This is a genomic window from Pricia sp. (assembly GCF_041745955.1).
In the GTDB taxonomy this organism is placed as follows: Bacteria; Bacteroidota; Bacteroidia; order Flavobacteriales; family Flavobacteriaceae; genus Pricia.
The window spans coordinates 1-4,611 of the sequence record NZ_JBGTHY010000277.1 but is presented as its reverse complement, the minus strand read 5'-3'; the positions used below and the strand labels follow the sequence as shown (position 1 = coordinate 4,611).

At 47.3% G+C, this 4,611-nt stretch carries 4 protein-coding genes; all 4 read right to left on the bottom strand.

Annotation, left to right across the window (positions count from 1 at the left end; translation table 11 throughout):
* Positions 1 to 1,116: glucose-6-phosphate isomerase (pgi, locus tag ACEW8S_RS10240; protein WP_373518056.1), on the bottom strand; the 1,116-nt coding region annotated here is incomplete at its 3' end.
* A 171-nt stretch (positions 1,117 to 1,287) separates the two neighbouring features.
* The gene (locus tag ACEW8S_RS10235; RefSeq protein ID WP_373518055.1) at positions 1,288 to 2,451 is read right to left on the bottom strand and encodes an alginate lyase family protein; all 1,164 of its coding nucleotides are present in this window, start codon (positions 2,449 to 2,451) and stop codon (positions 1,288 to 1,290) included.
* 75 nt (positions 2,452 to 2,526) lie between these two features.
* Positions 2,527 to 3,711, bottom strand: a complete 1,185-nt coding sequence (locus ACEW8S_RS10230) for a glycoside hydrolase family 88 protein (RefSeq protein WP_373518054.1) — start codon at positions 3,709 to 3,711, stop codon at positions 2,527 to 2,529.
* Positions 3,712 to 3,786: 75 nt separating this feature from the next.
* On the bottom strand, positions 3,787 to 4,611 hold an 825-nt coding region (locus tag ACEW8S_RS10225), incomplete at its 5' end, for a RagB/SusD family nutrient uptake outer membrane protein (RefSeq protein ID WP_373518053.1).

Sequence of the window (4,611 nt, the reverse complement as noted above, 5' to 3'; positions counted from 1 at the left end):
AGGGTAGGAGACCGGATGGCCGTTGCGATCCACATGCTTGCCGTTGCTCTCCATATTTCCTTGTTGAAAATAGGCGGGAAATCGGTGCATATACTGATCGTACGGGAGTATGGCCTCGGTTTGGGCCCCAAAAAAATCGGTGTACCACAATCCTATAAGGCCCATTATAACGGGAATGTTCTTTTTAAAGGGAGTGGTCCTGAAATGTGCGTCCGAAGCCTCGGCACCTTTCAACAACTGTTCGAAATTATCATAACCGATGGTAAGGGCGATAGAAAGTCCGATACTGCTCCAAAGACTATAGCTGCCGCCGACCCAATCCCAAAAACCGAACATGTTTTCTTTAGCGATTCCAAAGGCCTCGACATCCTTTTCATTGGTGGAAAGGGCAACAAAATGCTTGGCTACAAATTTTTCTTCTTTGGCCGATTTTAAAAACCAATCCCTCGCCGTATGCGCATTGGTCATGGTCTCCTGGGTAGTAAAGGTCTTCGATGCAATGAGGAACAGGGTTTCCTCGGGATTCAATTGATTCAGGGTCTCTGCCATCTGGGTTCCGTCTACATTGGAGACAAAATGGGCTTCGATTCCCTGCTTCCAATACGGACGCAAGGCCTCGGTTACCATAACGGGACCCAGATCACTGCCCCCGATGCCGATGTTGACGATATGTCTAATAGCTTTTCCGGTATATCCCTTCCATTCTTTCGTATGAATCTTTTCGCAAAAGGCCTTCATGCGCTGGCGTACTTCTTCGACTTCCGGCATCACATCCTTTCCATCGGTAAGTACAGGTTTCCCGGAGAAATCACGAAGGGCGGTATGCAAGACGGCCCGGTCTTCGGTCTCGTTGATTTTTTCACCATTGAACATGGCTTCGATGGCGGAATTCAGATGGCATTCCTCCGCCAGTTCAAATAAGAGCTTCATCGTCTCATCGGTAACCCTGTTTTTGGAATAATCGAATAGCAGGTCTTTAAAGATCAGAGACATTTGGTTAAAGCGTTCGGGATGGTCGGCGAAAAGATCTTTCATCTGAATTCCCTTCATTTCTGAATAATGTGCGGTAAGGGCTTTCCATGCCGAAGTCTCGGTAGGATTTATTTTAGGTAGCATACGCTCTGTATTTAAGTGAGTGTTCTCGTTTTGAATCCAAGACGAGTTCTTCATTACATAGCCCTAATGTACCAATAAAATATATCTTTTACGAACATGATACCGGACTCTTTAAACGCCAAGCCTCAACAAGCCGTAAAACGTGTATTTGAAGAAATAGGTTCGCTCAATTTAGTCCACCCAAAGCAACGGATACCGAATGGGCATATTGCGAACGACTTCGGGATTGTCGTAATCGGCATCCAGGGATTTCCAAAGGTCGAGATAGGCTTCGTTTCGCAGCGCTAGACCTCCAAAGAGAAATGAGGAATGTTTTACGGGCCATTCTTCCCAAAACATGACGTCTTCTTTGTAGGGCCATGTGCTTTTATCCTTTACGTAGGGATACAGAAATGCGAGTCCCTTTTCGATACCTTTTCCTTCCGGCGTGCTAAATGTGAACAGGTTGTCTTTTGGCGTTGAAAGTTCTTGGCAGAGTGCGGTCATGGCATCCAAAGTAAAAAGGGAATATCCATAAGGTTTTGTCCGCTCCAGTTCCAACGGAAAACTACCGTTTTCGGCCATTTGTTCGGGCAATAATGCGGTTTTATACATGTTTCGGCAATAGGCCTTTACCTCTTCATCACCAATTAAATCGGCGAAAACGGAAGCTTGCAGCGCCCAACATACGCTGTGGTTGTTGCCGTTATCCCGCTCCGCTATTCCGTATTCGTGGGTAAATATCCAATCAAGGTAGGTGGCGAACCAATCCGTTAGTTTTTTGATATCGGTCTTGGACACCGTTTCGGAGGTCTCAATAGCGGAAATGGCTTTGGCAACTTCCATTAAGTGTATGGTATCGATAATGCCGATACCCCTGCCGGTAACCCTGCCCATAATGGCTTGCCCATAAAGCAGATTCGGGTTCATTAGCGTGGCCTCGTCCACGAACCAGGCGTTTAGATGGGGTAGGATTGCGGTCACATATTTTTCATCACCGCTTACTCGATAGGCCGATGCCAAGGCCCCGCAAATTTGACTAAGGCGAATCATGGCTTCCCGGTGGGCGGTAAAATTATCGGGATTGGTCATGCCGTCCTTACGTATATATGGGCCCTCGGGATTTTTAGGATCCGGCCACCAGTAATCCCCTTCCGAATAAAAATCGTGGATGCCACCGGTGCTGCGTTCGCTGATCGTTGCCGTGACTGTTATTGGCTTTAGGTCAATGTACTCCTCGGCTTTTTGGAGCACCCGTGCTTTTTCTTGGGAGAAGAAGGTCTTTTCGGGAGCTTTCGAGGCATCGTTGCAACTGATAAAACAAAATGTGATTAGAATAGGGATGAGATATCTCATTTTTGACTTTAACGGGTTATGCTATACGCTTTAAAAAAAAAGGCATTTCACGTTTCCAATTTCAAAATGTATGTTTTATTCCCCTTGCTTTCGCAATAAGGCTTCCAGAAAATAATAATCCCCATAAACGATGGGATCGTCCATTTCATCATTTTTGGGCCAATTGCCGGTGCTGTGGTCTAAAATGAAAGGCCCATCAACATCTTCCGGTAAAATGTATTCCTCGGAATGCAGGGTTTCCACCACCCTGTCCGCATAGGCCAAGTATTTGGGGTTATCTGCGTATCCATCCAATTCATAAAAGGCGGATGCTACGACCGTTGCCGCGGATACATCACGGACGGCATCCGGAATTGTGGGATCGTGGAAATCCCAATAGGGAATCCCATCTTCCCTGAAATTTTCTTGGGAAAGGTAGAAATCGGCGGTAGCCATGGCCTGGTTCAGGTAGGTGGTGTCCCGGGTGTAGCGGTATGCCATGGTAAAACCGTAAATGCCCCAGCCTTGACCTCTTGACCATGACGATTCGGCATTAAAACCTTGATGGGTCACTTTGTCCTTTACAGCCCCACTTATGGTATCATAAACTACTACGTGATAGATGCTATTGTCTTCACGCACATGATTTTTCAGGGTGGTATTGGCATGTTGAACGGCCATTTCGTAGTAAGTGCTGTCTCCCGTGATTTTTGTGGCTTCGAATAAGAGTTCGAGGTTCATCATGTTGTCGACGATTACGGGGAATTCCCACTCGTCCGCATTAAAATCCCATGAACGCAACGAACCCACGTTTTCGTTGAAACGGGTGGCCAAGGTCTGGGCACTTTCCACGATAACTTTAGCGTAGCTACTGTCGTTGGTAATCTTAAGGCCTTCGCCGAAGCTGCAGAAAATCTTAAAACCCATGTCGTGGGTGCCGTCGTTATGTTTTTGGCTTTCCATGAAGGATGTCCAAGTAGCCGCCTTTTTCTTAAAGGCATCGTCACCGGTGAGTTGGTACAGATGCCACAGATTTCCGGGGAAAAAGCCGCTGGTCCAATCTTTGGATGGTGTTTTCCGGATGGTCTTTGTGGAATCTGTATAACTTCTTGGAAACGCCATTGAATCCGCAGGGTATTCCAATAATTTTTGGTAGCGTACCTGTAAAAGGGAATCAACGGAAATCGATTCGCCCATATCTTTGCTTTTGCCGTTTGACTTGCAGGAAACCGATAGCGCCAAAAATCCGATGCTAAACACCAAATATGTAATTTTTTGCATAGTGTTTTGAATTTTAAACTCCCCCTGGGAAATTAATCCCACTGGGGGAACATGGTATAGGGAGTTCAACAGTTCTTAATACCCGGGGTTGTTCGAACCTAGGTTAGGGTTTCTTTCCAGTTCATCGCCCGGCAATGGAAAAAGATAATCGCGTGCCGGGTCAAAATTGGGTTGTGGTTCCAAACCGTTGGGACCGAAGGCTTCCGTGCCCAATTGACGGCGCTTGATATCGTACCAACGTTGGAATTCAAAAGCGAGCTCCCATTTCCGTTCTTCCAAAACCATATCCCTGAAATCGGTTTGGGAAAGTCCCGCTGCAACATCCTCTGGAAAAGCTTTCAAATTACCAGCATTGTTCCTTGCCCTGGCACGTACCCGGTTGACGTACCCGGCGGCTTCGGCCGAGGCGGGACTTATCTCATTCAGGGCTTCCGCGGCAATCAATAATACTTCGGCGTAGCGCATCAGGGAATAATTGAAGCTAGAGGCGCGGCCGTTGAGATCTGCGGTCGCTCCCGGAAAACGGATATACTTGGCAATGTAGGCACTCTGGATATTTCTGGAGTCGAAATCGGGGAATTTCGAAAAGGGTTCCACGACCCCATTGAAAATACCTGTCGTATCAAGGCTTACCGCTTTTCTGTAATCCCGTCCATCCCACGCATTGTATACGTTGATGGTCGGTACGGCCACGGACCATCCACCCCCGATGTTGCCTCGTTCGTCGGCCCTGATACCGGTAAGGGCAGGGGTATAGTCCCTGCCCGTATCGCCGTCGCTGAACCCGTTGAAGTTCAAGGTGAGCAAAAATTCATTAAGTCCATCCTGTTCGTCCGCATTAAAAAGATCTTGAAAATCCGCTGCTAGGCCCAAGTTGAATTCCCCTTCGCCATCGATCAC

Excerpts from the sequence above, each read along its gene's own strand:
- ACEW8S_RS10235 (WP_373518055.1), bottom strand. The coding sequence starts at position 2,451 with ATGAGATATCTCATCCCTATTCTAATCACATTTTGTTTTATCAGTTGC.
- ACEW8S_RS10230 (WP_373518054.1), bottom strand. The coding sequence starts at position 3,711 with ATGCAAAAAATTACATATTTGGTGTTTAGCATCGGATTTTTGGCGCTA.